The sequence below is a fragment of the Streptomyces canus genome, from assembly GCF_041435015.1.
Taxonomy (GTDB): Bacteria; Actinomycetota; Actinomycetes; order Streptomycetales; family Streptomycetaceae; genus Streptomyces; species Streptomyces canus_G.
In genome coordinates, this window is record NZ_CP107989.1 from 112516 (window position 1) to 134870 (window position 22355).

The 22355-nt window shown below is 68.7% G+C and carries 22 protein-coding genes and 4 pseudogenes; 11 read left to right on the plus strand and 15 right to left on the minus strand.

Translation table 11 applies throughout. The annotated features are described in order from the left end of the window. Nucleotides 1-471: 471 nt before the first annotated feature. Nucleotides 472-1194, minus strand: a complete 723-nt coding sequence (locus OG841_RS00560; RefSeq protein ID WP_371562482.1) for a class I SAM-dependent methyltransferase — start codon at nt 1192-1194, stop codon at nt 472-474. Between the two features lie 516 nt (nt 1195-1710). On the opposite strand from OG841_RS00560, the gene OG841_RS00565 reads away from it, so the two are divergent. Next, entirely contained in the window at nt 1711-2214 is a 504-nt protein-coding gene (locus OG841_RS00565) for a hypothetical protein (protein ID WP_328643344.1), read from the plus strand. A gap of 30 nt (nt 2215-2244) precedes the next feature. Here OG841_RS00565 and OG841_RS00570 read toward each other — a convergent pair whose 3' ends face one another. Next, nucleotides 2245-2742 (minus strand): hypothetical protein, encoded by a 498-nt coding sequence (locus OG841_RS00570; RefSeq protein WP_371562485.1) that lies wholly within the window; start codon nt 2740-2742, stop codon nt 2245-2247. Nucleotides 2743-3110: 368 nt separating this feature from the next. Here OG841_RS00570 and OG841_RS00575 point away from each other — a divergent pair, with 368 nt between their 5' ends. Next, nucleotides 3111-3647 carry a hypothetical protein gene (locus OG841_RS00575; protein ID WP_328635796.1) on the plus strand — a complete coding sequence of 179 codons (537 nt, stop codon included), beginning with the start codon at nt 3111-3113 and terminating at the stop codon, nt 3645-3647. Here OG841_RS00575 and OG841_RS00580 read toward each other — a convergent pair. From OG841_RS00580 to OG841_RS48590, 7 genes and pseudogenes are all read right to left on the minus strand, one after another. Continuing rightward, nucleotides 3604-4521 (minus strand): IS5 family transposase, encoded by a 918-nt coding sequence (locus OG841_RS00580; protein WP_328635795.1) that lies wholly within the window; start codon nt 4519-4521, stop codon nt 3604-3606. The two genes, OG841_RS00575 and OG841_RS00580, sit on opposite strands and share 44 nt — an antisense overlap. A 300-nt stretch (nt 4522-4821) precedes the next feature. Further along, nucleotides 4822-5286, minus strand: coding sequence for a DUF4279 domain-containing protein (locus OG841_RS00585; RefSeq protein ID WP_328643342.1), 465 nt, complete (start codon nt 5284-5286; stop codon nt 4822-4824). Continuing rightward, nucleotides 5277-5579, minus strand: a pseudogene (locus OG841_RS00590) (ATP-binding protein); the annotation flags it as partial. The gene OG841_RS00585 and the pseudogene OG841_RS00590, both read right to left, overlap by 10 nt. Nucleotides 5580-5724: 145 nt before the next feature. Beyond that, entirely contained in the window at nt 5725-5961 is a 237-nt protein-coding gene (locus tag OG841_RS00595; RefSeq protein WP_328643341.1) for a hypothetical protein, read from the minus strand. A 100-nt stretch (nt 5962-6061) separates the two neighbouring features. Then, nucleotides 6062-6349, minus strand: a complete 288-nt coding sequence (locus OG841_RS00600; protein ID WP_371562490.1) for a hypothetical protein — start codon at nt 6347-6349, stop codon at nt 6062-6064. 329 nt (nt 6350-6678) lie between these two features. Continuing rightward, nucleotides 6679-7158 carry a hypothetical protein gene (locus OG841_RS00605; protein ID WP_328643788.1) on the minus strand — a complete coding sequence of 160 codons (480 nt, stop codon included), beginning with the start codon at nt 7156-7158 and terminating at the stop codon, nt 6679-6681. A gap of 403 nt (nt 7159-7561) precedes the next feature. Further along, a pseudogene (locus OG841_RS48590) lies at nt 7562-7781 on the minus strand (transposase); the annotation flags it as partial. Between the two features lie 102 nt (nt 7782-7883). Here OG841_RS48590 and OG841_RS00615 point away from each other — a divergent pair. Next, complete coding sequence (locus OG841_RS00615; protein WP_371562494.1) at nt 7884-8357, plus strand: RICIN domain-containing protein; 474 nt, start codon at nt 7884-7886, stop codon at nt 8355-8357. A 134-nt stretch (nt 8358-8491) separates the two neighbouring features. Here OG841_RS00615 and OG841_RS00620 read toward each other — a convergent pair whose 3' ends face one another. The 4 genes from OG841_RS00620 to OG841_RS00635 all read right to left on the minus strand — a co-directional run bounded on the left by OG841_RS00620 (nt 8492) and on the right by OG841_RS00635 (nt 10985). Next, nucleotides 8492-8902, minus strand: coding sequence for a hypothetical protein (locus OG841_RS00620; protein WP_371562497.1), 411 nt, complete (start codon nt 8900-8902; stop codon nt 8492-8494). 210 nt (nt 8903-9112) lie between these two features. Further along, a complete protein-coding gene (locus OG841_RS00625) occupies nt 9113-9283 on the minus strand; it encodes a hypothetical protein (RefSeq protein WP_328643338.1) in 171 nt (56 codons plus the stop codon). After that, entirely contained in the window at nt 9247-9729 is a 483-nt protein-coding gene (locus tag OG841_RS00630; RefSeq protein ID WP_328643337.1) for a hypothetical protein, read from the minus strand. The genes OG841_RS00625 and OG841_RS00630 overlap by 37 nt, the downstream gene beginning before the upstream one ends. A gap of 197 nt (nt 9730-9926) precedes the next feature. After that, nucleotides 9927-10985: a PucR family transcriptional regulator gene (locus OG841_RS00635; RefSeq protein ID WP_328643336.1), complete on the minus strand. Its 1059-nt coding sequence runs from the start codon at nt 10983-10985 to the stop codon at nt 9927-9929. 252 nt (nt 10986-11237) lie between these two features. Between OG841_RS00635 and OG841_RS00640 the strand changes: the two genes are divergently transcribed. Continuing rightward, entirely contained in the window at nt 11238-11648 is a 411-nt protein-coding gene (locus OG841_RS00640) for a hypothetical protein (RefSeq protein ID WP_371562501.1), read from the plus strand. A 112-nt stretch (nt 11649-11760) separates the two neighbouring features. On the opposite strand, the gene OG841_RS00645 is transcribed toward OG841_RS00640, so the two are convergent. Then, nucleotides 11761-12567: an alpha/beta fold hydrolase gene (locus tag OG841_RS00645; protein ID WP_371562504.1), complete on the minus strand. Its 807-nt coding sequence runs from the start codon at nt 12565-12567 to the stop codon at nt 11761-11763. A 522-nt stretch (nt 12568-13089) separates the two neighbouring features. Here OG841_RS00645 and OG841_RS00650 point away from each other — a divergent pair. Both OG841_RS00650 and OG841_RS00655 read left to right on the plus strand, forming a co-directional pair. After that, nucleotides 13090-14324 (plus strand): annotated as a pseudogene (locus OG841_RS00650) (cation:proton antiporter). Continuing rightward, on the plus strand, nt 14311-14769 hold the full coding sequence (locus OG841_RS00655; RefSeq protein ID WP_328643333.1) for a CBS domain-containing protein: 459 nt from the start codon (nt 14311-14313) through the stop codon (nt 14767-14769). The pseudogene OG841_RS00650 and the gene OG841_RS00655 overlap by 14 nt, the downstream one beginning before the upstream one ends. A gap of 200 nt (nt 14770-14969) precedes the next feature. Here the strand turns inward: OG841_RS00655 and OG841_RS00660 are convergent, their stop codons facing one another. Continuing rightward, the gene (locus OG841_RS00660; RefSeq protein WP_328643332.1) at nt 14970-15752 is read right to left on the minus strand and encodes a phosphotransferase enzyme family protein; all 783 of its coding nucleotides are present in this window, start codon (nt 15750-15752) and stop codon (nt 14970-14972) included. A gap of 302 nt (nt 15753-16054) precedes the next feature. Here OG841_RS00660 and OG841_RS00665 point away from each other — a divergent pair. From OG841_RS00665 to OG841_RS00685, 5 genes and pseudogenes are all read left to right on the plus strand, one after another. Then, nucleotides 16055-16533: pseudogene (locus OG841_RS00665) on the plus strand (transposase); the annotation flags it as partial. An 89-nt stretch (nt 16534-16622) separates the two neighbouring features. After that, the gene (locus OG841_RS00670; protein ID WP_371562509.1) at nt 16623-17918 is read left to right on the plus strand and encodes a sensor histidine kinase; all 1296 of its coding nucleotides are present in this window, start codon (nt 16623-16625) and stop codon (nt 17916-17918) included. Further along, nucleotides 17915-18565, plus strand: coding sequence for a response regulator (locus OG841_RS00675; protein ID WP_371562512.1), 651 nt, complete (start codon nt 17915-17917; stop codon nt 18563-18565). The genes OG841_RS00670 and OG841_RS00675 overlap by 4 nt, the downstream gene beginning before the upstream one ends. A gap of 224 nt (nt 18566-18789) precedes the next feature. Continuing rightward, nucleotides 18790-19557, plus strand: a complete 768-nt coding sequence (locus OG841_RS00680; protein ID WP_328643329.1) for an ABC transporter ATP-binding protein — start codon at nt 18790-18792, stop codon at nt 19555-19557. Nucleotides 19558-19673: 116 nt separating this feature from the next. Continuing rightward, the gene (locus tag OG841_RS00685) at nt 19674-22205 is read left to right on the plus strand and encodes an ABC transporter permease (protein WP_328643328.1); all 2532 of its coding nucleotides are present in this window, start codon (nt 19674-19676) and stop codon (nt 22203-22205) included. Nucleotides 22206-22355: the final 150 nt, after the last annotated feature.

The following is a 22355-nucleotide window of genomic DNA, read 5'->3' on the forward strand; positions in this document are numbered from 1 at the left end:
TCTCGCGGCGTCCGGCACCACACCGAGCGCACCACACCGCATCCGCGAGGCGCCCCGACGATCCAGTCCCCGCAGCACTCGTGAAGCGCCGCCAGTCACCAGCCGCCGATGCTCTCCCATCACCACCCAATGGTGCACGGGTGCACGGCCCGCCTTGCGGTCCTCGGCCAACCCGCGACTACTTCAACTGGGGCTCCAGTAAGGCATGTTGCGCAGCTCACAACCTCCGCCGGAGTCTGGGCGGGAACAACTCGCGACAGTTGACCGTTCATCCATATGTGGCTGCGGAGGGGACAGTGTCCCCGGGCCTCACCTTCCGCCCATGGGGACGATCGTCCGGCTGAAGCCCCATGGAGCACCCCGCCGAGAGGCGACCGCCCTCCGCACGCCACCACCCACGGCCCCGGCTGGTCTCCCCCGTCCAGCCGGGGCCTTCACGTTCACACCGCGGGTGCCCAGGGGCCGTGGAGCTCAACTCCGCAGACCGCTGATGAGCAGGAAGGGCGGCAGCCCGGCTGGCAGGGGCTGCTCGGCGATCACCTGCGCGTCGGGAACCGGCTCCGCGAGCCTGCCGATGACGAACCCGTGCTCAACCAGGCTGGTCACATAGGTGGAGAGCATGCGGTGCTGGTTGCCGGCCCGACGGGCGCCATCGGGGTTGGCCGAGCGCCAGAATCCGTCCGCGAGGTAGTCCCCCACCACACGGCCCGGCGGCTCGTCCGCGCCATCGTTCCACCGCGCATGCGGCGCTTCGAAGCACGGGTGCGGAACGGTGAAGACCAGATGCCCTCCGGGCACCAGGACCCGCCGCACAGCACGGATCGCGGCTGCGAGGTCGGGCACGTTGTTCAAGGACAGCCCAGCGGTCACCCACTCCACACTGCGCGTCGCGACAGTGGCCAGCGAACCCCCGTCGTCCACGTCATAGCGAGCACCACTCGGGGTGGCCTCCTCGGCGGCCCGGGCATGGCCGACCATGCGAGGGGACGGGTCGATACCGACAACGGACCCACCTCGCAGGGCCAGGGCGCGTGTGATGAGCCCTTCCCCGCACCCGAGATCCACGATGCGCTGCCCCTGAAGGTCGGCAGGAAGCCCATCGAGGAGAGCGTCGACGGCAAATTCGTGCATCGCCGAGCCGGTCCGCACCCGCTCGGCATACCAATCAGCGATCGTGTCCCAGGTCTCCGTCATCAAGACCTTCACGCTACTGACCAATCACCTGACGAACCACCGGATTCAAGCAGAGCCACCGAACTGCTCCAGGCGGGACCGAAACGCGCGATCAGATCATGCTCTGGTGATCGCCAAATGGGTCACCCCACTCGGCCAACTGGGTCTGCTGCACACAGTCGAAGCCAGATCGCCGCAGATGTCCTCGGTCATGAGGCCTCGGGTGTAGACGGCGGGCGGGTGCGGCGGCTGTCGGGTGTACGTCCGATGGAGCGGGCGACGGTGTCGATTTTACTGCTGCCTTAGGCGGTGCGGATGCCGGAGGGGGTTAGCCCGCTGGCTTGGGCGAGAGAAAGTCGTCGCACTGGGCTTCGAGGGCGAACGCGTAGTTTTCGCGGGCCTGTTCGGCCTCTTCGAGGGCGTCGGGGTAGAGCTCCTCCGGTGTGACGTCGCCGGGCTGCGGCGGGGGGATAAGGAGGGCGGTCCGCGCGCGCTGATCTTGTCGGTGGTGGACGCAGGGTGGTCCATCCTGGTGCGATGGATGATGCTGAAGCGACATGGCAGTCGTGGTCGTCGGAGCTAGCGCCGTCGCAACAGGCCGCAGCGGAGACGCTTCGGTCGCAGTTCGAGGCTCTCGGCGCGACAGACGCTCCACACTGGGCGAGGTCGGAGATAGAGGAGAACCAGCCGCAGCTCGCGCGCTTCATGTTGCTGCGCTCCTTGTGGCGTAGCGCGATCGACGGCTGGGCCAGTCCAGGCGCTTTGGAGCAGGTGGCGGCGGCCCGGCGCCTGCTGGACGCAGGTGCGGACAGGGACGACCTGGTGCTTTTGGCTCGGGCCATCGCTTACGAGGCCGTCTTCGCCACGGTGGACGAGCTCGATTGCGGAGCCGACGTGAACGTGGCCGACGTCGACGCCGGCTGGGTAGTCGTGGAGTCCGGCGAGGACGGATCTCCCACCGGCCGCTTCCTCTCGGGTCTTCACGAGGACCTGCTGACGATGGACCCGAGCGGGCGAGACGGTGCGGACTTGTGGCAGTAGCTCATTGGGCCAGGTTGGGCGGCTGCGCCATCACAGCTGACCGCTGATCAGTCGAGCCAGCCCTTCGAAGAACTCCTGGAGGTCGGCGGCGGCGAGGTCGAACCGGTCGAACCACGAGGCGGTGGTGGACCGCCAGACCCGCCCGGAGCCTGCCAGCGCGAACAAATGGCCGCCGCCGTCGCTGGCGAATACCAGGGCAGGCTCCTCCCCGTCGATCTGGATGGCCCCGTACTCGCGGTAGTGGTCGGCGACCATTGAGGCAGGGTGGATGAAGTAGCCACTGTCCACGTCGGGCAGGGAAACCTCGTCGATCACCCAGTACATCGTGGTCAGGTCCGAGGGAATCGGCGTCAGTTCCACCAGCGCGTCTGTGGCTTGGTGGCTCTCGTCCGTTGCGAGCGCGACCAGGTTCGTGCCAGGTGGGAAACCGTGCCGCGCCTGGAACGACTCCATCACTTCCGTGAGTGTCACGTCCGCTTCCTCGCACCAACTGCGGACCCAGTCGGCCTCAAGCCGCTGATCAGCCACGATCGACCTCTTCAGCCCCTGTAGGACTCGCTCTCTGCAAGCCTCGAAGAACATACAAGAGGTTCAGAGATCTGATCACCGCTGGGTTCATCAAGCGCCTTCAACACCAGTCAGGGCGTCCAGCATGGCTTGTCCGGCATGGGTGGGGCGGAGTGATTCGCCCCGTCGGGGCGGATATAGAGCTGGGCGTCCAGGTCCCTTCCAGGGTAGCGAACTGGGTGTAGAGGACTGCCCGAGTGGTGCCGAGATGGCGTGAGAAGCTGTTGTCTTTTCGGGCGTGATCGGTGCGTTTCCGCTGGTCGGGGATAGCAGTGGTGATTCCGTGGGAGTCGTGGCCTGTCGGGTCGTCGCTCCCCGGGAGGTCACGAATGCCGTCCGTCGTCGGACTGCTGGAACAGCACGAGGTCGCCGCTCGCCGTCGAGTCGACGGGCTGCGGGAGGAGGCCGACCGCATCCAGGCCGAACTGGCCGCGGCCGAGCAGGAATGGCAGGAGTGGGCGATTGCCCGCAGGCGGGTCGACACGGTGCTGGCTCCGGACGGCGGCAACACCGCCGGCACAGAGGTCACTGAGGAAGCGCGGGATGCGGACGCGCCGCCGGAACCCCGGGACGCGGCGAAGCCGAAGTCGCAGGTTCCGGTGTGGCGCCAGGGGCTGGCCTGGTCGGTGCTGTCGGTCGACTACCAGCGCATCCTCACGACGCTCGCAGACCGGGACCGGCTCCATCAAGGGCCGCTGACCTGCCAGGAGATGGCCCAAGCGTTCGGCATGGACGTGGTGCCGGCACGAGTGGAGGCACTGCGGTCGAAGGCGAAACGCCTGGTCGCGCGGGGCTGGCTGGCCGAGCGGCAGCCGGGCCGGTTCACCCTCGCGGCAGGCGTGACCGGGCCAGGCGGCGCGTCATGAGCAGGGTCATCGACCAGTAGACCATCGCCTCGGCGCTGGCCGTGCGCCGCTCGAAGTCGCGCACCAGACGGCGGCTTCGCATCAGGTGGGCGAAGAACCGCTCGACGATCCACCGCTTGGGCAGCACCACGAAGCCGCGCATGTCGTCGCTGCGTTTCACGATCGCCAGGACCAGCGCGAGCGTGGCCAGGCAGTGCTCGACCAGGCTGCCGGTGTAGCCGCCGTCGGCCCAGACCAGTTCCAGCCGGTGGTGCACGTCGGCGACCTGCCCAAGCAGGCCCTGGGCGGCGATGCGGTCACCGGTGTCCGCGGCGGTGACCATCACACCCAACAGCAGGCCGAGCGTGTCGACCACGACATGCCGCTTGCGCCCGTTGACCAGCTTGCCGCCGTCGAAGCCCCGGCTGTCCGCGCCGACCACCGCGTCCGCTTTGACGGACTGCGAGTCGATCACCGCGGCCGTCGGCTCCGCATCCCGCCCCAGTTCCTCGCGGGCCCTCGCGCGCAACCGGTCGTGGAACTCCTTGACCAGAGCGTTGTCCCGCCAGCGGCGGAAGAATGCGTAGACGCGGTCCCACGGAGGGAAGTCGGCGGGCATCGCCCGCCACTTGATCCCGTTGTCCACGAGATACCGGATCGCATCGAGCATCGCCCGGTGGCAGTACCCCTCCGGCCGGCCTCCCCGGCCGCGCATCCAGCCCGGCACCGGCAGCAGCGGGCAGACCGCGGCCCACTCTCCGTCCGTCATGTCGGTCGGGTAGCGAGGCTGCCGCTTCCCGTTGTCGGCGGCGTTTCCGAACCGGTGAGCCAGGCAGTCACACTCCCAGGTGACCGCGCTGGACTGCCCGGCCATCGGCACGCAAGACTGCTGCACCAGGGCCTCCTGCTGCTCGGTGATTCGACACCAACGAGCTGTTCAGGAGGCCCTGTTCGTATGCGCCCAGCGTCCCGCGACCACCCGATCGGGACTCCCGTTCGACGCGCATCCCTCAAGATCGAAAAGACAACAGTTTCTGAGACCTCGGCGAGGGTGCGAAGCTTGGCATTAATGGTCTGATCTGGCCCCACTCTTTCGGCCCGAGTTGGCTCCAGAGAGACGACCGGGTCGGTTAGGTTCCAGCTCGAAGTAGCCCCGGGTTTTGGTCAGTTCTGGCCCCACTGGAGAGACGGGAAGTCAGTCGTTCTCTGCTGCCATGTCGTACTCGTCGACATCGAGCTCTGCCCCTGTTGCTGTGAGGAATTCAAGGACGTCGCGGCCCAGGTGCCAGCCGAAGAGGTTCGTCCTGTCGGCTGGTGAGAGGAGCTCTTCCTCCTGGTCAGTGTCGTTGAAGTAGCGCACCACATGCAGAACGGCGCTTCCGGGGCCTTCCTCGGTTGCAATGCGGCTGGCCAGTTGAGCGATGGCCTCCGTGTGAGGCTGGAGCCTTCCGACGACTCGGGACATCTGTTCGTTGACCCGCAGCTCGCGACCACGGCAGACGATCTTCCAGTGATGACAGGACGGAATGGCGACTGGTGAGGTGCTCCGGCTCGCCCTCACCGTCGTCTCGTCCGGCTCGATGCCCAGCAGCCGGGTGATCTCGTCGGCGGTGGTTCGCTCGCTGGAGAGAGCGAAGTAGACGTATTGAGTCAGCGACACCGGTGGAGACTACTGGGGTGATGGCACGGTCGCGTCGCAATTTTTTTCGCCTGCTGGCGGGCCTTGGTCTGGGCAAAGCGGCAGGACTCGGTGCCGGTCTGGATGATGGTGCCGTTGAAGGAGAGCCGGTGGACGATGGCCGCGCAGGGCCGGGGGTCGGTAAAGGTCTTGGTCCAGCCCCCGAACGACCTGTTCGAGGCTGTCGCAACACTGTCCTTTTCCTCCCGCTCCGTCAGAACCTGGACCAGCATCTCGGCGCTGCGGCGGTCCAGTTTGAGGTGGCCGAGCTCATCAAAATTCCCGGCGTGCTGTGGCGCCTCCCGAAGTGGTGAACGTCCCGCGGCGTCGTGGGCGTCCGGCTGAGGCAGAGGCAATCCATCAAGATCAGGGCCAGCAGGGAGAGCCCCAGCAGTTTCTGCCACCATCTGAACTCGACCATCAGGACCGCGGGTCGGGGCGGAGGGCCTGCGCGATCGTGGCGAGCCGCGCGGTCTGCTCAAGGCGGTCGTCCGTGATGTGCTTCGTCGCTACAGCCAGACTCATGTTCCAGCGGATCCGTTCCAGGCAGAAGGCGCGCATCTCTTCGTCGCTGACCTCGGCGGAGGCGGTTTTCGGGGCGTCCTGTGGGGTGGGATCCGGCTGGTGCGTCCGGTTCCAGGGCCTGTCTTTGGGCATGAGGTGATTCCCTACTTCCTGGCGGTGGTGGCGAGGTCGGGGTGTCCGGCCGCGGTGGCGTCCACCACCCCGAGTTCGTGATGACCGACGACGTGAAAAGTCAGGCGGAGAAGGTTCCGTCGGGGTACGCGGGGCCCGGCGTGCTGAGGGCCTGGAGTGCCCGTTCCAGTTCGGCGAGCGCACCGCGCATCACCATGACTGCCCCGCCGAAAGCGAGCCCGGCCATACCGGTCGAGACGAGGTCCGTCGGGTTGGCGGCGAAGCTGCGGGATACCCAGCGGGCGCCGGCGTCGTCCTCGTCGACGTACTCGGCCGATTGGAGGGCTGCCACGGCTGCGGGCAGCTCGGCCGCACCCCAAGGGCCGAAGTCGTCAACATCCTGAACCATTTCCACCACAGAAGCGCATGCGTCCTCGAGGGCTTTCCGTGCCTGTGCGACTCGGCTGAAGCCGGGGCCGAGTACGTCGTCGATTCGGTTCACGGTCAGCGGTCCTCCACGGTGCCAGCGGTGAGCCGTGCGGCCACGACCGCCAGCGTACGGGCCGGGCAGGGGCCAGTGGGCGTACTTGCGTTGCGCGCTCGGAAGGACAGGACGGCACGACGAAGTAGTCGGCCGAAACGCTGCCCCCGGCCGGTGCGCCGCTACGGTGGGGACGCAGAAGGCCCGGTACCGCATCCCCCGTCGGTACCGGGCCCTTCGTACGCATTGGACGAGCATCACGGTGCCGACGGGCCGGGTGCGCCATGCAGTTGGGCGAGGATCGTGATCGAGGTGCGGACCATTCCGACGGCCAGCGGTGGTGTCAGCACGGCGTGGGTGAGGTCTCCGTGGGCGTACTCGTTCCGGATAGGCCGGCCACAGCTGTCGAGGAGGTCGTACTGCTCCTCGGTGATCAGTCCGTCGGCGTGCGCTTTCTTCAGGTGGTCGGCGAGGGTTCCCCTGCTGCCGTAGCGGTCGGAGAGCGCCGCCTCGATGGCGATGATCGAGGTTGCGGCGCCGATCATCATGAACTCGTAGCGGTAGTAGCTCATGCGGATCAGCTCGCGGGCCGTGGTCAGCACGCTCTCCGCGGGCTGTGGCAGCCCTGGCGGGATGACGAGGTCGCGGACCAGGTCGTGCATGTCTTCGAACCGGCCGGCCCAGTGACGGAAACGCGTGTCGGGTACGGGCCAGGGCAGTTCAGTGGTCTCGCTCATGTCCGGATTCTGGCAGCGCGGCCCCGAGAGGACAGCTTCTTTACCGGCACCCTGTGAGGCCGTTCGCGGTTCAGCCTGCATAGTCGTGCTGGATCCGGTCCTACGCGGGCAGCCATGGTGTCGGCGGCCTGCTCGAAGGCGGCCCACCTGCACTGGTTCCGCCGCCTGCGGATCCGCTGGGAGCTCCGCGATGACATCCACGAAACTTGTCACTCGGCGTCGGCTCAAGAACCACCATGCATGAGCCGCGCGACCGCGGCCGTCTGCAGCAAGAACTTCCGTTCGTCGGCCCTGAGACCGCGGAGTGTCCAAGGTCCGTACAGACCTAAAGCGTGTCTCTTTGATGGGTTGGTCAGTTGATCGGATGTGTCTGTCCGGTTAGTGATCACTACGGTCCAGGCGATGTCGTCGACGGCATCCGCTGCGGCGAGGACGGCGGCGAAGATCTTCTCCCACGTGCCGTCGACGGCCCACCTGATCAGCCGCTTGTGGGCCGTCCGGAACGAGCCGAGCTCCTCGGGGAGGTCCCGCCGGGGCGAGTTGGTGCGGTACTTCCACGCGATGGCCTCGAGCGTGCCGCGGTGATCGGCCCTGCGCTGTCCCCGGACCGGATCGGCCGGCATGAGCGGCTCGATCCGGTGGTTTTCCCCATTTTTCAGGCGTAGGCGGTGGTGTTCAAGGATCCTGTCGAGGTACCTCTGAAAACCACTGCAAGGAGACCCCCAGTGCGCCGCCCGACCCGGAAAGCCTTCGCCGCCCTCATCGCCGCAGCCGGCCTCGCCCTCCCCCTCCTCACCCCCACACCCGCCTCGGCTGCCACCACCACCAGCCGCTTCGCGAACTACCGCTACGGTGACTGCCTGCGCGAGACCTCCGAAACCGGCCTCAAGGGCGACCGCTGCACCACCGGACGCGGCAGCCTCCTGTGGCAGTGGAACGGCCGCCTCAACACCAGCACCACGCTTAAGAACAACTTCTGGGGCCGCTGCCTCGACAGCAATGACCGGGGCGACGTCTACCCCCTGCGCTGTAACGGCGGCTCATACCAGAAGTGGCGCACCGTCCAGCCCACCGCCCGCAGCGCCATCATGCTCCAAAGCGTCGGCACGGGCCGCTGCCTCTACCAGCAGGACAACGGCTACTACCGCACTGCCCGCTGCGACCGAGGCGCCCAGAACCAGCGCTTCACCATCGGCTGAACGGATCTCCCGACCGCTTCAAGATGCCGCCGGGCGAGCAGCTCTTCTTTTTACGCGAGGCCGGAAGGCGGTCCGTTGGCCGCGGTGGGATGACCTTGAACGGGGTGTACTTCCCGTCGTAGATCAGATGGCGTCTACTGCCCGCCTTTCCGCGGTCGACCGGTGACGGGCCGGTCGCCTCGCCCCCCATTTTTCGCGCGGATGTGGGATGCATCCACGCAGGCCCGGGTCCAGTCCAGGGCGTCGGCCGCGTGCAACTCGGCGAGGCCGACGTCTTGCGTCCGCTTCATGGCCGAGGGGGTGCCGTGCCGTCGGTGCTGGGAATGCTGGAGGAACCAGAGGCGGCTGCCCGCGTGCGGGTGGAGGGCTAACTGGCCGACGCACGCCACCGCGAAGGCGACAATAGTCGAGGTGAGGTTGCCGTTTTTGAAGGTGACCAGCAGGGCGTCGTAGTTGGTGGACAGCACCAAGAGCGTCGCGTAGAGCACCGCGATGGCCGCGCACAGTCCTTCCAGCAGGCGTAATACCCGTCGAGCTCCACTCATCCGCTTCTTCCCCCCTAGCCTGGCCGACCGCAGGGGCCGTCAGTTGGTACGGATGGCCGTTCCTGGATGTTCTCGGTCAGCCGTCCGTCCGTGTCCGTTTCGACGGAGTGACTCTCTCCCGTCTTCCGCTGGGATATGGACGGGGGTCCGTACTGGGGTGCGGGAGGTCCGGAGGATTTGATCAGGCCGCGTGTCGTACTCATCACGCCGTCACTCCCCTTCGGCGCACGCCTCGACGTCTTCGATGCCGGTGGGGCGGCCGGCCCGCGTCCACCGCGCGTACGGGCCGGCCGCGATGAGCAGGGTGGCCACCAGGGAGAGCACCGGCCAGCCGCGCAGCAGATTCACCGCCAGGGTGAAGGCGACGGCCACGGCGGCCACGCGTTGACCCAGGACAGGGCCGTTTTGTCCTCGCCGCGGGCGAAGCGGGCCATGGCGACGAGTCCGACGAGGAAGCTGACGAAGACGGCGACCGCGTAGAACAGCACGAGCTCCTGCTCCTGGCCCGCCGCGGCGACGATGATGAGCGCGGCGGCAGCGAGGTAGACGACCACCGACCAGTAGGGGGTGTGGTGGCGGTTGACCCGGCCGAGGACCGGCGGCAGTACTCCGGGCTGTTCGGGTGTGCCGGACAGGGCCTTGAGCAGTCCGGGGCCGGCCTGGAAGGAGGAGCTGGCCGCGGCGAGCAGGAGCAGCGAGCTGGTCAGCTGGAAGGCCGTTGTAGAGCCAGCCGGCCCGGCTGCGGCGTGCGCGATGTCGGCGATCTGGGTGGAGTCCGTGCCGGGGAGGCCGGGGCAGCAGTCCCCGAGAGGCACGTGGAGGTTCACGAGATATGACGGCAGCATCGGAGCTAGAGGCTGACGGGCCGTTACTCGGTCGTGAGCTCTCGGACGACTTGGTCGACGGGTGGAATGAGTTGGCCCCAGGATCCGGACAGTTCTGCGGTCGGCGCTCCTTCCAGGCTTGACGTGATCAGTCATCTCGGGCGCGGCTACTTGGCACGGTGCGCTCGGGAGGTCTGGTGTCAGAGGTCCTTGGCGGGCCAGTCCAGCAGCCGGGCGCCGATCACCGCCGTCTGGAGCATGTAGCGGTGGGCGGGGTCGGCCGGGTTGGCGCCGGTGAGTTTGTGGATGCGTTCCAGGCGGTAGGTCAAGGCGCGCACGCTGAGGGTCAGGCGGCGTGCGGCCTCGGCGGCGACGCAGCCGGAGTCGAAGTACGCGGTGAGGGTGTCCAGGAGGGGCTGGGCGCCGCCGCGGGCCGTGGTCAGCGGGCCCAGAGTGCCGGCGACGAGGTCGGCCATGGCCTGGCGGTCGCGGGTGAGGACGGGGTAGACGAGCAGGTCGGCGGAGCGCAGCACAGGGTCGTCGAGGTGGAGGCGCTCGGAGAGTTCGAGGACGCCCAGGGCCTCTTCGTAGGACTGGACGACGCCTCCCGGACCCGGTTGGGGTCGTCCGATGGCGACCCGGCCGCCGTCGGTCGCGGCGTGCGCCTGTTTGGCGAAGTAGGTGAGGACCTCGTCCTGGTGGCCGGGGGCGATGCACAGCAGCCGGCCGTCCTTGGTGGTGAGCAGGATGCTGCGGTCGCCGAAGCGGGAGATGAGGGCCCGTTCCACCTGCCGCGGCACCAGGTCGCCCTCGTCGTAGGCGTCCGGGCCTTGGGCTACGGCGACGGCGTGGGCGTGGGACAGGCGCAGGCCGAAGCGTTCGGCGCGTTCGGCAAGGCGGCCGAGGTCGCTGCGGCCGTAGAGGAGGTCGTCGATGAACTCCCGGCGGGCGGCCTCTTCCTGACGCACCGCCAGGCGCTGGGCGTGTTCGTATCCCTCGGCGAAGGCGTCAATGACCTGCTGCACGGCAGCCAGGGCATCGTCGACGGAGCCGGGCGAAGTAGGCCACGCGGTGCGGGCAGCGGTCAGATGCGCGCTGACGAGGGCACGCAGCCCGTATCCGGCCTCGGCGGCCTGCTCCCCGAGCGCGCGGCGGGAGGAGATCTCGTCCCGGGTGAGGCGTCGCCCAGTGGCCGATACCTCGGCCAGTATCTGGGCGTAACCGTCCAGATAGTGCTCCGGGAGTTCCCGGTCTGTCACGTCGTCCCCCGGATTCTTGACGCGCCGGTGAGGATCCTGGCGGCCACCGGCATGCAGACCCTAATGAACGCTGCCGGGAAGCGGCAATGCGCGGCCGGGATCGGATCGTGCAGCATGGCTCGCGGGGAGCACAGCGGATGATTTTGGTGCCGGATACCGGCAGGTGCCCGGCACCAAGGACCAGAGCGGCCGCTGGACCAGAGCGGCCGTGCGCCGTCGGAGACGCGCCCGTGCCGTGAGGGGGGCCAGGAGATGCGGACCTTTCCAGCAGCGGCCACGGGCCCGCTCACGATCCTGCTGACCGCGGCGTTCGTCGTGGTTGTCTGCTTCTGGCTCCTGGCCGCCGTGGGCGTTGCCGACGTCGACAGCTTCGACACGGATGTGGACTTGAGGGCGTGGCATATGAGTCGGGTGCCCGTGACCATCGCTTTTTCGCTGCTGGCGGTGCTCGCCTGGTCCTTGAGCGTGGGAGCGGCGGTTGTGCTTGCTGTGTTCGCGCCCACGCTGCCTGCCAACGGGCTGCTGCGCCTGATCGTCCCGGTGGGAGCGCTGCCCGGCGCCTGGATGGTGACCTGCCTGATCGTAGGGCGGTTGCACCACCTTTTCCCCGATGTACCCGCGCTGTCCGGGCTCAGCGAAGCTCGCACCGACGATGACGCCTGACCGAGGGATGCGGGCGGCCCGGATCTCTGCGGGGGCGCATCACGTGACACCAGCACTTCACGCGCTACCGACGGCTTCCGTACGTCGGCGTCGTCCTTTGGCTCCCCTGGCGTTATGCCGGACTGCCGTCTGATGGCGTCCCCGTGGCGCGCCGGATGGGGAGCATCGTGGGGACCGGGTCGTTCGTGAGGAAGTCGAGAATGAGCCGGTTGACCTGCTCGGGCTTCTCCATCGGCAGCGCGTGAGAGGTTCCCGGGACGACGGCCAGTTCGGAGTTGGGGATCGCGCGGTACAGGGCAATCGTGTGTTCGAGTGTGATGAGGTCGTCGTCACCGACGAGGACGAGTGTGGGCGCGCTGATACGGGCCAGGTCGTCGGTGGAGATCGCTGGCTGTGTGCGGATCATGTCGAGCACCTTGTGCACGATGACCGGCCAGTGTTCGGCGCCGTCCGGCGACACGGCTTCGTACATCTCACGGAACGCCGCCATATCGGGAGCATCCGCTGACATGTGGTCCAGCAACGCCGGCGCCGCAGAGCTTTCCGGACCGGGGAGGAAGTTGGCCCCCATGGCCACAACCTTCCGGACCAGGTCAGGGCGGGCAATGGCGACGAGCAGGGCGACAATGCCGCCATCGCTCCATCCGACGAGATGGGCCGGGCCTTCGACGACCGACTCGATGAAGGCGATGGTGTCGTCGGCCATGTCCTGGTACGACAGCGGTCCCTCAGCGTCGGGTGTACGCCCGTGGCCGCGGCGCTCGGGGAGGAACAGGCGGTACCTCGCCGCGAGATCGGCCCGCTGAGCCCCCCAGGTCTCGTTCGTGCACAAGCCGCCGTGCAGCAGGAGCAGCGGATCGCCAGCGCCCTCTGCCTCGTACCACGTCTTCACGCCGGGTAGCTCCACATATTCGCCCATCGCCGCACGCCTCTCTGGGATGCCACCGTTCCTCCTCAGTCTCCGCAGCCGATGGACCGACCCGCAACGCGACGGTGCATCTGAGCGCCCAGGTGCGTGAGCATCCACGTGGCTGCCCGCCCGCTGACCGGCGCGATTGGCCTTCCGCCACCTGACGAGCCGCATTTCGTCAGTAGCCCTTCACCGGCAGGGAGTCGGCTGTACGTCTTGCCCGGCCCTGGCTCGCCCTTCCGCGGCCACCCAGCGGACCCGGGCCGACCAGGTCATCACCATCCGCACGACCAAGCACGGCCGGTCCTGCACCAGCCCGTATCACCCGCGAACTGGCGGCCGGGACGGCCACGGCACATGGGCAGACAGAGACGGTTTTCTTTCCGGAACCCGGCAGTGACCAGCACGTCAGAGTGCCCGCTGGCGGCCTGTAAGTGCCATGTAAAGAACGGGTAGGGTTCCCAGCGGTGTGCCGGAAAGCCTGGTCGGCGATGTGAGGACAGCTCTCTTCGTTGATCGGGGGTTCAGGTCATGGTGCTCGTTGTGGTCTTCGGGGTGGCGCTGCTCATCGCGGTGCTGCTGTCCGGTCTGGCCGCCCGGACCGTTCTGTCGACGTCCTTTCTCTTCCTGGCCGGCGGCGCGCTGGTCAGTGACGGTTTCCTGGGGTTGATCCACATCGCGCCGGACAGCGAGATCGTGTCCGTGACGGCCGATCTGGCGCTGTTCGCGGTGCTGTTCACCCACGGCATGCACGTCTCCTTTCCCAAGCTGCGCGCCAACTGGCGCAACCCGGCCCGCGCCCTCGGACTCGGCATGCCGCTCGCGTTCGCCGGCATGGCGCTGATCACGCACTACCTGGTGGGCCTGGACTGGACGACGTCGTTCCTGGTCGGCGCCGTGCTGGCGCCGACCGACCCGGTGTTCGCCTCCGCGATCGTCGGGCGCGAGGAGGTCCCGGCGAAGCTGCGGCAGCTGCTGAACGTGGAGAGCGGCATCAACGACGGGCTCGCTCTGCCGGTCGTGCTCATCCTGATCGCCACGGCCGGGCCGGCTTCCGGGCACGCCGAGGCGTCGCTGGGGAAGATCGCGCTCGAGCTGGTCCTCGGGCTGGCGTTCGGTGTGGTCCTGCCGTTCGTGGTGATCGAGCTGGTGCGGTTCCGGCTGCTGGGTGCCGAGCCCAAGCTGCAGCCGCTGCTGCCGCTGGCGATCGGCGTGATCCTTACGCGGTCTGCCACCTGACGCACGCCAACCCCTACCTCGCCGCGTTCTCCGCGGGTGCGGTGCTCACCGCGCGGGCGCTGGAGGCGAAGGAGTCGTTCGAGCCGCTCGGCGAGGCGTTGGCGGAGCTGGCGAAGTTCGCGGCGCTGCTGGTGTTCGGGGCGCTGCTGACGCCACAGCTGTTCGGCGACCTGTCCTTCGGCGGCTACGTCGCCGTGGTCCTGGCCATCGTGCTGATCCGCCCGGTCTCTCTGCTCCTGTCCCTGGTCGGGGCCCGGTTCGACCGGCGGGAGAAGCTGGTCGCGGCGTGGTTCGGGCCGAAGGGCTTCGCGTCGGTGGTGTATGGATTGCTGGTGCTGCAGGCCGGGATCCCGCAGGGCGAGGAGGCGTTCACGCTCATCGCCGTGTGCATCGCCTTCTCGATCATCGCGCACAGTTCCACCGACGTGCCCATCGCCCGCATGTTCGACGTCAAGGACCTCGTCGGTGTGCCCGACGGCGACGAAGCACCCCGTCCCGCCAAGGAGGCCGGCCGTGCCGACGTATGAACTCGCCGAGCCCTACCCATATGTGTCGACCGACGACGCGGCCACCGACGCGGCCCGGCTGCCGGCCGAGCACCAGCTGCCCGCACTGCTGGTCGTCGGCCGTGACGACCAGCCGTACGCCGTCGTGCCCGGCTCGCAGCTCCTCGGACGGCTCGTTCCCGAGTACGCGTTGCAGGATCCTCCGCCCGCGGCCAGGTTCGACGACCGGGACCTCGACGACGTATCTGACAGGCTCGTCGGGCTCACGGTGGCGGAATGGCTGCCGCGCCACCGGTTCCGGCCGCCGACGGTCGGCCCGGCCGCCAGTGTCCTGCACATCACGGCTCTCATGCAGCGCACGCACACCCCGCTGGTCGCCGTCGTCGGACGCGACGGCGACCGGACCTGGTTGGTCGGCGCGGTGACAGCCGCCCGCCTGATGGAACGACTCATCGGAGGAACGTGAACGGCTGGCACAGCTGGGCGGCGCCACCCTGCCACCGTGACGTTCCGTCAACTCTGCGCCGAGCAAGGCAGCGAACTGGCCGTCACCGGCACGCACCTGGCCCGGCGGAAGGGCGAGCTCTTCGCTCCAGCGTCCGGCGAACACCCAGGTGAGCGGCCTAGTTCGAGGCCCAATTCGACCTCAGACCATGAAGGACAAGCTCAGCCGGCGAGCAGGGCGTGCACCCACTGGTCTTCGCGTTGCTCGATGTATTCGGCGTCGTTTCGCCAGGCGTCACCGTGGCCTTCAGCCCACAGCCTTGCCCAGGGTTGAACACCTTGGGCTGCCTGGTCTCGCAGGAAGTCGTGCATGGAACGCGTACGGCGCCCCAGCAGAGGGACCAACCGACGACGTTCGGACTCATCGAGACCGTACGCGTCGGCGAAGACTCGCAGTCGTTCCGCCGCGTCCGGGCGCTGCCAGTCTGGATGTGCGGACAGCGGGATGAACCCGTGAATGGCGTATGCGACATCCCACAACAGGGAGCCGGGACCTGCTGCGTCCCAGTCGATGAGGGCCCACCGCGTCTCGTCTGCGACCACGAGGTTCCAGGGGGCCAGGTCGTTATGGACGATGATGTCGCTGCCCTCGGGAGGGATCAGTGTCTGCCAGTGCGCGTCGGACGGGGGCGTGAAGTCCTGCACGGCATCGTGGAAGTCGCGGATGAGGCGTGCAACGCGAGCCAGTTGTCGAGCGGGTTCCATCAGCGAGAACCGGTCGGGCCAGACCACATGTCCCGGCATGAAGGTCAGGACCTCACGTCCTTGATCGTCAATGCCGAGTGGGCGAGGCGCCGCGCTGAATCCCACCTCGTTCAAGTGGGCAAGCAGGGCATGCACGGAGGGAGTCCACGGTCCGGCCGGACGGCGAACGGTGTCTCCGACGCGAACGACACCATCACTGACGTTGCCGCCCGGCAACGGCTGTTCATCATCGTGCTGCATCGAACCAGTGTGTCGGACCAGCTCGCCATGATCACCCCATTAACGGGGGAACGTCAGAGTGCGGACAGAGGTCAAAGAACAAGCTGAAAGAGCGTTTTGCCCAGCGAGCTTGTTTGGTGGCGTTTCAAACGGTGAGCGGGTCTGCGCCTGCTGAGGCGAGAGTGGTGGATACGGCCTGTGCGACAGGAGACTCCGTACCTCTGCCCGTTTGAGTTGAGTCGCTCCCGTCTGATCCCAAAGCGCCCCCGGTTGACGCTGTTTGCGCCCTGGGGATGCGTCGGGCATGACGGTACTACCGAAACATGACGCGCCAGCGCCTGTATCCCAGCGACCTGTCCGATGCCCGCTGGGAGTTGATCGGCCCCACGCTCACTGGCCTGGACATCGGCCGGCCGCCTGAGCACGATCTGCGCCGCATCATGGACGCCATCCTCTACGTCGACCGCACCGGGATCCCGCGGCGTTACCTCCCGCACGACTTCGCACCGTAGGAGACGGCCTACGGCTACTTCGCCGCCTGGCAGAACGAAGGTGTCTTCGATCGGCTCGACGGCCTGCTGAGGCGCCTGGTGTGTGAAGCCGAAGGCCGCAACGCCGAGCCGAGCGCCTGCGTATGGGACGCGCAGAGCGTCAAGACCTCCGCCAACGTGCCAACGGCTGGCCAGGGCATCGACGTAGGCAAGAAAATTGCAGGCCACAAGCGCCACACGGCGTCGACACGCTTGGCCTGCTGCTGGCCGTCTGGGTGATCGCGGGGAGGGTCTCGGACAACTCCGGCGGGTGCGCGACGCCCAGCCCGCGCACACGCCCACCGACCCGCGCACGGCAGGCGGGCGGTAATCGCCGCCGTAGGTGCGTAGGGTGACGCGGATGCGCATAGCTGTGTCCTCCGGTCGGCGTGCCGGTTACCGAAGTTGGCCGGGGCGGATCCTGATCTCGGCGCTGGCACTGTTGTTCCTCTTCTCCGTCTATGAGGACGTGCGGGGACGGATCGTCTTCGACACGGCCTTCGACAGGGAGGCCTTCGCCGGGGACTGGGTGCCGGTCTGCTCCGGAGCCCTGGTAGGGGCGATGGCCGTGCTGGCCTTGGTGCGCGATTCCCGATGGGTCACGCGGGTCGCGCTGGTGGCCTGCGCCGGCACTTTCGTGGCCACGGTGGCCTACCACCTGCTGCCGGTGAACATGGTGACCAGCGAGAGCAGCGGCAGCGAACTCATCGGCCTGCTGGTCCTCCTCGCCGTGGCGGTGCGCCGCTGCACGCCCCGGTGGGCCCCGGTGGTCGTGGCGGCCTTGGGCATCAGCGTGTTCTCCGTCCCGGTGCTACGGGACTCGGATCCCGGCGACTTCTCCGAAAGCACCCTGCTGGAACTGGCCCTGGCCTTCGTCTGCGGCCTGGTGCTGCGCCTCTACGACGTCCAACAGGAACGCACCGGACAACTGGTCCGGCAGGAGGAACGGCTCGCGCTCGCCCGCGACCTGCACGACACCGTGGCCCATCAGGTGACCGCGATCGTGGTGCAGCTGCAGGCCGTGCGCCATGTCACCGGCCGGGGCACCCCCGACCCACGGATGCTGAACGAGATGCTCGCGGCCGTCGAACACGCGGGCGGCGAGGCGCTGACGTCGATGCGGCGTCTGGTCGGTTCGATGCGCGGTGACGAGACCCCGCGGCATCCGGAGAACCTCGGCGAGGTGCTGACCCGCATCGTGGACGAGGCACGGGCGACGGGACTGCCGATCCGGCTGGACCTCGGACAGGAGCTGCCGGGGCACGTCCCCACGGAGGTCACCGGCGGACTGAGCCGCGTCCTGCAGGAAGCCCTGACCAACGCCCAGCGCTATGCGCGCGGAGCGCGGTCGGTGGACGTGTCCGCCCGGGTCGCGGCACGCCACGCCGAACTGGTCGTCGAGGACGACGGACAAGGCTCTCCGTCCGGACACCACGGCAGCCTCGGACGGCTCGGCGGCGGCTTCGGCATCATGGGCATGCGGGAGCGGATCGAGCTGCTCGGCGGCACCTTCGAGGCGGGGCGCCGACCCGAAGGCGGGTGGCGGGTCCACGCCTCCGTACCGCTGCACCCCGACGAGGCTTCACGGAACGCCCGTGCATACGGGCGGCACGCCGTACGATCCGGGTTGCGGCTACGGGAGGGCAGGACGGCATGACCATACGCATCCTGGTCGCGGACGATCAGTATCTGGTGCGTGCCGGGTTCCGCATGGTGCTGTCGGCCGAGCCCGACATGGAGGTGGTGGCCGAGGCCGCCGACGGGGCCTCGGCCCTGTCGCTGGCCCGCGAATTGAGGCCGGATGTGTGTCTCGTGGACATCCGGATGCCTCCGCCCGACGGTCTGGAGGTCACCCGCCGACTGGCCGGCGGCGGTCATCCCGGAGCGCCGAAGGTGGTCGTGGTCACCACCTTCGACCTCGACGAATATGTCTATACGGCGCTGTCGAACGGAGCGTCGGGCTTCCTCCTCAAGGACGCCGGTCCGGTGCTGCTGACCGAGGCCGTCCGGGCGGCCGTCCGCGGGGACGCCATGGTCGCCCCGCAGATCACCCTCCGTCTGCTGCAGCACTTCACCAAGGCGCGGCGACGCGGCGCAGCCGAACCGGCCGAACCGCTCACCGACCGCGAGGAGGAGGTCATCCAGGGCATCGCCCGCGGACTGACCAACCCGGAGATCGCCGCCGAGCTGTACATCGCGCCCAGCACCGTCAAGACGCATCTGGGGTCGGTCCAGGCGAAGCTGGGCCTGCGCAACAGGGTCGAGGTCGCGGCCTGGGCCTTCCGCTCGGGGCGTGCCGAATAGCGATCGCGCCGTAAGAGCGGTCCGGCCGGAACAGCGGTCCGGCGGTCATCGCGGTCGGGCCGGAACGGCGGTCCCGCGGCGATCTCCCCCGATCGGGGGATGCGGTGCCGGATGTTCGGGGGATCCGTCGGCAGGTGGCCGGGCGGGAGGCTCATGGAGGTCGCCATCAGCGGCGACACCCTCTGGCACGAGGGCAATCCATCGAGCGTCCACCGAGGATCGGCATGCACGCACACCTGCCCCCTTCCGCCCCGGAGAGCTACGCGGCCCACGCCACCGACCTGACGAAGGTGTACGGCACGGGGGACACCCGTGTGGTGGCCCTCGACGCGGTCACGGTCGGCTTCGTCCGGAGCCAGTTCACCGCGATCATGGGACCCTCCGGATCGGGGAAGTCCACCCTGATGCACTGCATGGCCGGTCTCGACTCGCTGTCCTTCGGATCGGTCCACCTCGGCGACACGGAGATCGGCTCCCTGAACGACCGTCAGCTCACCCGGCTGCGCCGCGACCGCATCGGCTTCGTCTTCCAGGCGTTCAACCTGCTGCCCACCCTGAGCGCTCTGGAGAACATCACCCTCCCCATGGACATCGCCGGCCGCAAACCGGAACGGGCCTGGCTGGAGAGCATCGTCCAGATCGTCGGCCTGGCCGACCGGCTCGACCACCGGCCCGGCCAGCTCTCCGGCGGCCAGCAGCAGCGCGTCGCCGTCGCCCGCGCGCTGGCCGGGCGGCCCGACATCGTCTTCGCCGACGAGCCCACCGGCAACCTGGACTCCCGCAGCGGGGCCGAGATCCTCGAGTTCCTGCGCGGCTCCACGAGCGCACTGGGCCAGACCGTCGTCATGGTCACCCACGACCCCGTAGCCGCCTCCTACGCGGACCGCGTCGTCTTCCTCGCCGACGGGCGCATCGTCGACGAACTCCACGCGCCCACCGCAGAGGCCGTCCTGGGGTGCATGGGACGCCTGACACCCGCGCACCACGCCTGACGCCCACGCCACGCCTGACGTCCGCTCACCGCGCCTGACGCGCGTACGCCCCGCGCCTGACGCGCGTCCCGCTCCCCGAGCACCCCCTTGCCCGGCACCCTCCCGGAAGGCCGCACGTGTTCCGCACCGCCCTGCGCAACGTCCTTGCGCACAAAGCCCGCCTGCTGATGACCATGCTCGCCGTTCTGCTCGGCGTCGCCTTCGTCGTGGGCACCCTCGTCTTCACCGACACCGTCGGCAACGCCTACAAGGAGCGCTACCTCACCACCCTGCGCAATGTCTCGGTCCAGGCCACACCGCCGTTCGACGAGAAGACCGGCGAGCCCGGAACCGTGGGCGAGGACACGCTACGGCGCCTGCAACGGCTGCCCGGTGTGGCGTCCGTGACCGGCTCCGTCGAAGGTTTCGCCGCTGTGGCCGCGAAGGACGGCCGCCCCCTCGGCGAGGACAACGTGGCCATGGCGGGCAACTACTTCCCCCAGGCCGACGGCAAGGACGACCGCCATCCGCTGGCCACCGGACGCGCCCCCACCGGGCCCGACGAGGTACTGGTGGACACCAGCACCGCCGACCAGGGCGGCTACCAGGTGGGCGACACCGTCCGGCTGGCCGTCGACGGACCGGTGCTGCGCAAGAAACTCGTCGGCATCGTCCGCACCGACAACGCCTCCGGCTCCGGCGGCACCGCGGTGTTCTTCGACAACGCCACCGCGCAGAAACTATTGCTGAAGCGGGGTCAGTACGACGGTTTCTCCCTCAAGGCCGAGCGCGGCGCCTCCGAGCAGCGGCTCGCGGCCGAGGCGCGCGACCTGCTGCCCAAGGACTTCGACATCAGCACGGGTGCGCAGTTGCGCGAGCAGCAGCGGGCCGCGGCCGCCGAGGGGGCGAAGGGGCTCGGCCAGGTGCTGCTCGTCTTCGCGGCCATCGCCCTGTTCGTCGGCGTCTTCGTCATCGGCAACACCTTCACCATGCTGGTCACCCAGCGTTCGCAGGAAGTGGCCCTGATGCGGGCCGTCGGCGCCGAACGCCGCCAGGTGACCCGTTCCGTCCTCATCGAGGCCGCCCTGCTGGGGCTGAGCGCAGGGGCCGCGGGGTTCCTCCTCGGTATCGGCGTGGCCATGGCTATGCGACAGCTGTTCGCGTCCACCGAATCCGGCGTCCCCGACGGGCCGTTGGTCGTCGCTCCGGGCACCGTGCTGGTCTCGTTCCTGGTGGGCGTGGTCGTCACCATGCTCGCCGCCTATCTGCCGGCCCGCCGCGCCGCCGCCGTGCCTCCCGTGGCCGCCATGTCCGCGCTCCACACACCCCCGCCGGCCCGCAGCCTCCGCAGGCGCAACGCCATCGGTGTCGCCCTGATCGTGATCGGTGTGCTCGGCGTGGTGCTCACGGCGTCCAGCGGCGTACAGGGCCGCACCACCGTCCTCTTCCCGTCCGCCCTGCTGCTCATCGGCATCATCGTGGTGACCCCGGCGCTCTCCGGCCCGGCCATCGCCCTGGCCGAGCCCCTCCTGCGCCGTCTCGGTGTCCCGGGCACGCTCGCCGCGCGGGGCGCGCGACGCAATCCCCGGCGCACCGCCTCCACGGCCTCGGCCCTGATGATCGGGCTGTCCATGGTCACCGGCCTCACGGTGGTCGCGGTGTCCGCCACGACATCGCTGCACCAGCGGGCCGAGAACATCGTCACGGCCGACTTCGAGATCTCGTCGAGGAAAGGCGACTACCTGCCCGCGTCGGTCCATGACACGCTGGCGAAGTCCACGGCCGTGACCTCCTCGAGCCCGCAGCGCCGGAGCACCGTCCGGACCGGCCGCAACGAGGTGAACCTGACCGGTGTGGACGCCCGGAGCATCGGCGACCTCCTCGACCCGAGCTTCGCATCGGGGTCGCTCGCGGCACTGGGCGCGGGCGGCGGCAAGAACCTGCTGATCGACACCACCACGGCCGACAACTACGGATGGACCATGGGCCGGCGGGTTCCGGTGGTCTACGGCGACGGCAGCCGGGACACCCTGCGGATCGGCGGCATCTACCACGACGACGACTTCCTCCCGACCACCATGATGCCGCTCGCCACCCTCCAGCCCCATCTGAAGGAGATCGAGGACACCTCGGTCCTGGTGCACACCAAGGACGGCGACGGCGAGACGGTACGGCGGTCCCTGCAGCGCGCCCTCGACCAGAACCCCCTCATCCAGCTGCGGAACACCGACGACCTGGCCGATTCCGCCGGTGGCGGGGCCATCACCCTGCTCCTCAACATGCTGTACGCGCTGCTGGCCATGGCCGTGGTGATCGCCGTCCTGGGAGTCGTCAACACCCTCGCGATGTCCGTGTTCGAGCGCACCCGTGAGATCGGGATGCTGCGCGCGGTGGGACTCCAGCCCGAGCAGACCAAGCGGATGATCCACCTGGAGTCCGTCCTCATCTCGCTGTTCGGGGCCCTTCTGGGCATCGGCGCGGGCATCTTCCTCGGCTGGGCCGCGGGCAGGATGGCCTCCGACAGCATCCAGGGGTACGAGATGGTCATCCCCTGGGGCCGCATCGCCGTGGCCCTCGCGGGCGCCGCACTCGTCGGCGTGGTGGCGGGACTCTGGCCCGCCCGCCGGGCGGCCCGGCTGAACGTCCTCACCGCCCTCAAGGCGGACTGAGGCGCGCGGGACGGCTTGGTACCCGGGCGGCGGTCGGACTGGTTCCACGGCCGCCACGCGTGCCACCCAGCGCATTCCCCCGAATGCTCCGGGGCTGCCCGCCCGAGCGCTCAGGGGCAAAACCTTGGTGACCTGGCCACAACGGCAGCT

Bases quoted from the DNA above. Each gene is read 5' to 3' on its own strand.
- OG841_RS00680 (WP_328643329.1), top strand. From the start codon at position 18,790: ATGCACGCACACCTGCCCCCTTCCGCCCCGGAGAGCTACGCGGCCCAC.
- OG841_RS00595 (WP_328643341.1), bottom strand. From the start codon at position 5,961: ATGCCCAAAGACAGGCCCTGGAACCGGACGCACCAGCCGGATCCCACC.
- OG841_RS00640 (WP_371562501.1), top strand. From the start codon at position 11,238: ATGCGGACCTTTCCAGCAGCGGCCACGGGCCCGCTCACGATCCTGCTG.
- OG841_RS00660 (WP_328643332.1), bottom strand. From the start codon at position 15,752: ATGCAGCACGATGATGAACAGCCGTTGCCGGGCGGCAACGTCAGTGAT.
- OG841_RS00560 (WP_371562482.1), bottom strand. From the start codon at position 1,194: ATGACGGAGACCTGGGACACGATCGCTGATTGGTATGCCGAGCGGGTG.
- OG841_RS00675 (WP_371562512.1), top strand. From the start codon at position 17,915: ATGACCATACGCATCCTGGTCGCGGACGATCAGTATCTGGTGCGTGCC.
- OG841_RS00670 (WP_371562509.1), top strand. From the start codon at position 16,623: ATGCGCATAGCTGTGTCCTCCGGTCGGCGTGCCGGTTACCGAAGTTGG.
- OG841_RS00575 (WP_328635796.1), top strand. From the start codon at position 3,111: ATGCCGTCCGTCGTCGGACTGCTGGAACAGCACGAGGTCGCCGCTCGC.
- OG841_RS00565 (WP_328643344.1), top strand. From the start codon at position 1,711: ATGGATGATGCTGAAGCGACATGGCAGTCGTGGTCGTCGGAGCTAGCG.
- OG841_RS00620 (WP_371562497.1), bottom strand. From the start codon at position 8,902: ATGAGTGGAGCTCGACGGGTATTACGCCTGCTGGAAGGACTGTGCGCG.
- OG841_RS00600 (WP_371562490.1), bottom strand. From the start codon at position 6,349: ATGGTTCAGGATGTTGACGACTTCGGCCCTTGGGGTGCGGCCGAGCTG.
- OG841_RS00645 (WP_371562504.1), bottom strand. From the start codon at position 12,567: ATGGGCGAATATGTGGAGCTACCCGGCGTGAAGACGTGGTACGAGGCA.
- OG841_RS00605 (WP_328643788.1), bottom strand. From the start codon at position 7,158: ATGAGCGAGACCACTGAACTGCCCTGGCCCGTACCCGACACGCGTTTC.